The organism is Fundidesulfovibrio sp., from assembly GCF_058402725.1.
Genome location: NZ_JBZVFJ010000237.1, coordinates 1 through 3336, shown reverse-complemented (window position 1 = coordinate 3336; position 3336 = coordinate 1). Strand labels below are relative to the sequence as shown.

1 protein-coding gene is annotated in these 3336 nt (G+C 68.6%); it reads right to left on the bottom strand.

From position 1 onward, the window contains the following. Nucleotides 1-1299: 1299 nt before the first annotated feature. On the bottom strand, nucleotides 1300-2868 hold the full coding sequence (locus tag ACV4UX_RS18000; RefSeq protein WP_491594657.1) for a GTP-binding protein: 1569 nt from the start codon (nucleotides 2866-2868) through the stop codon (nucleotides 1300-1302). Nucleotides 2869-3336 lie beyond the last annotated feature (468 nt).

Below are 3336 nucleotides of genomic sequence, written 5' to 3'. Positions count from 1 at the left end.
GTGTGCGCCGTAGGGCGTCGCAGAGGCTCAGGAGGGCGGTGATGGGGCCGAGGGCGGCGCGGCGGCGCTCGAGTGCGAGGTGCGAGGCGCGGACGATGGCGGCGGGTCCGGCGAGGACGGCGTTGGCGAGGGGTCGGAGGAGGTCGGGTTCTTGGAGGAGAAGGAGGGAGAACTTGGGCTTGGTGCGCAGGAGCTCCAGGATGCGGGCGGCGTTCTGGCAGAGCGTGCTGGGGGAGACGAGGGTCCAGGTCGCGGAAGGGTCGGGGAAAGGGTGAGTTGTGTGAGTGCGATGCGGGGGGAGGGACGGGAGGGGTGCGGTTCCAGAGCGAATGGAGTGTGGACTGCGTACCTGCAGGTGTGTTCGTCGGCGCGCGGGTCGGCGAGGAGGGGCTGCGTGTGGCGGAGGAGGAGGTCAAGGACCTCGACGGTGAGGTCGCGCATCCTTGGCGCGCCGCCCTCGAGGGTCTGGCGCGCGTGCTCGCGCGCGGCCGCATACCAGACGTCATATGCGTCGTCCGCGCCGTCCCTGGGAAAGGAGTTGGAGCCGGGGTTGCGCGTGCGAGCGAGAGAGCGAGTTGAAGAAGAAAGAAAGAACGACGACGACGACGACGACGACGACGTGCGAAGTTCCTTCGTCCTCCTCCTCGTCGGTCGGTCGGTCGGCCGGTCTCACTCACCGTTGGGTGAGAGTGTCCGGAGAGCGGAGCTTCTCGCGGGCGGCGTCGAGGGCGGCCGCCATTTCTGCTGTCGGTCCACTGCGACCCGGGGCCGCGAAGTGCGAGGAGGAACGAACCCGAGGTGTGTGTGTGTGTGTGTGCGTGCGTTTGCGGTCTTGCTCCACTCATACTTTTTGGTTTTGTGTGCCTCATTCTCTCTCTTCACTGGGGTCGTGGCTCGAGGGAGTCGCACAAAAAGGAATCGCTGGCGCCTGGCGAGGGGGGTCCTGACCGCCTCCACGCACACACGAGGGCCGCTCCTCTGGCAAGGAACGGCCCCCACGCGCGCAGGAGCCGGAGAGGTCCCAACACGCAACCCTCCCCTTGGCACCCCACGATGAGTGGCCCGGCATTCGGGCGCGCGTCCGTTGGACCCGCACGCCATCCGCCGCGGAGCAGGCACCGCCCCGAGCCATCGGCGCCCGGAGCGTGGCGGGGGGCGGGGACGCGCCTTGCGGCACGGCCCCCCGCTCCCCCCCAGGCATCTCCGGGACGCCTTGACACCTCGGGGCGCGGCGAGTTCGCGGCGGCGTCGTTCGGCGGACGCGCGCCCGTCTTCCGGGGTCTCGGTGTGGTTCGCGACTTACTTCTCCTTCTTGGTGACCTTCTCGATGATGCCGACGGCGACCGTCTTCTTCATGTCGCGGACGGCGAAGCGGCCGAGCGGCGGGTACTCGTTGAAGGTCTCGACGACCATCGGGCGCTGCGGGCGCATGACGACGCGGGCGCCGTCACCGGTCTTGATGACCTTGGGCTCCTTCTCCGCGGCCTTGTTGGTGCGGCGGTCGATCTTCTCGAGGATCGTCTCGAACTTGCAGGCGGTGTGGGAGGTGTGGCAGTCGAGCACCGGGGCGTAGCCGTTGGAGATGTTCTTGTGGTTCATGACGATGACCTGGGCCTCGAAGGTGTCGCAGCCGTACGCCGGGTCGTTCTTGATGTCCGAGGCGACGAAGCCGCGCTTGAGGTCCTTGACCGCGAGCGACTTGACGTTGAAGCCGACGTTGTCACCGGGCTTGGCCTCCGGGACGGACTCGTGGTGCATCTCGATCGACTTGACTTCCGAGGTCACGCCGGCCGGTCCGAAGTAGGCGGTGATGCCCGGCTTGAGGATGCCGGTCTCGACGCGGCCCACGGGCACGGTGCCGATGCCGCCGATCTTGTAGACGTCCTGGAGCGGCAGGCGGAGGGGCTTCTCCGTCGGGCGCTTGGGCTCGATCATGGTGTCGAGGATCTCCATCAGGGTCGGGCCCTTCCACCAGCCGAGGTTGTCGGACTTCTCGATCATGTTGTCGCCGGCGAAGCCAGAGATGGGGACGAAGCGGACGTGCTTGATCTGCTTCTTCTTGCCGTCCTTGCCCTCCTTCTCCTCGTACTTGAACTGGCCCTTGCCGAGGAGCTCGCCCTCGTCGACCTTGGTGTCCTTCTCCTCGACCTTGATGTAGGACGGCATCTTGTAGCCGATCTTCTCGAGGAAGCGCGCCGCCTCCTTGACGATCTCGATGAAGCGGTCCTTGGAGAAGGGCGGCTCCGTGGCGTCCATCTTGTTGACGGACACGCACATCTGCTCCACACCCAGGGTGTTGGCGAGCAGCGCGTGCTCACGGGTCTGGCCCTCGGCCGAGATGCCGGCCTCGAACTCACCGCGCGCGGCGGGCACGACGAGCATGGCGACGTCGGCCTGCGACGTCCCCGTGATCATGTTCTTGATGAAGTCACGGTGGCCCGGGGCGTCGATGACCGTGTACTCGTACGACGGCGTCTCGAACTTCCACAGCGCGATGTCGATCGTGATACCGCGCTCGCGCTCCGCCTTGAGCTTGTCGAGCACCCAGGCGTACTTGAAGGACGACTTGCCCATCTCGGCCGCCTCCTTCTCGAACTTCTCGATGGTCCGCTTGTCGATGCCACCGAGCTTGTAGATCAGGTGGCCGGTCGTCGTCGACTTGCCAGAGTCGACGTGGCCGATGACTGCGGACAGAGAGGGGAGAAAGGGGGGAGGAGGGCGGAGAGGCGTTGGAGATGCGCGCGAGACGGAGAGGAAGGGGGCGAGACGATTCCAGCCATCCAATCGCGCGCGAAGGCCCGGGCGCGTCCCCCGCGCGCCGACCCGCGCCCGCCGACCCCCGCCGCCTTCGTCCCTCCCGTCCCTCATGCGAGGGCGGGGGGTGCCGCGCGCGCGGGGCCGCCGGCGGGACACGCTCGGGCCGCGCAACGCGCGCCACGCGGCGGGCGCGCTTTCCCACCACCCGATTGCGCGCGCACACGCCCCGAGGTCCGCGCGTGTCCTCCCGCTCGCCGCCCGGGTCCGCGCACGCACCGACGAGGTTGATGTGCTTCTTCTCCTTGCCCATGGCTGGTCACGCGCTCTACACCTGCACGCGGGGGGAGCGAGGCGAGGGGCAAGGCGCGCGCACGTCACATCGGCCGCCATTCGTCGCCGACCCGCCCACAAGGCGCCGCCCCGCGCGGCCGCCGCGCGGCCCGCCGCCGCGGAACCGCGCGTGCCAGCACCCACACACACCCGCGCACGCGCGCGCGCGGTCCGGAGACCCCGCCGCGCGCGCGCACACGCCCGACCCTGGTGCACGCACTGAGGCAACACAAGTGCGCGACGAGTTTC

Bases quoted from the DNA above. Each gene is read 5' to 3' on its own strand.
- ACV4UX_RS18000 (WP_491594657.1), bottom strand. From the start codon at position 2,868: ATGAGGGACGGGAGGGACGAAGGCGGCGGGGGTCGGCGGGCGCGGGTC.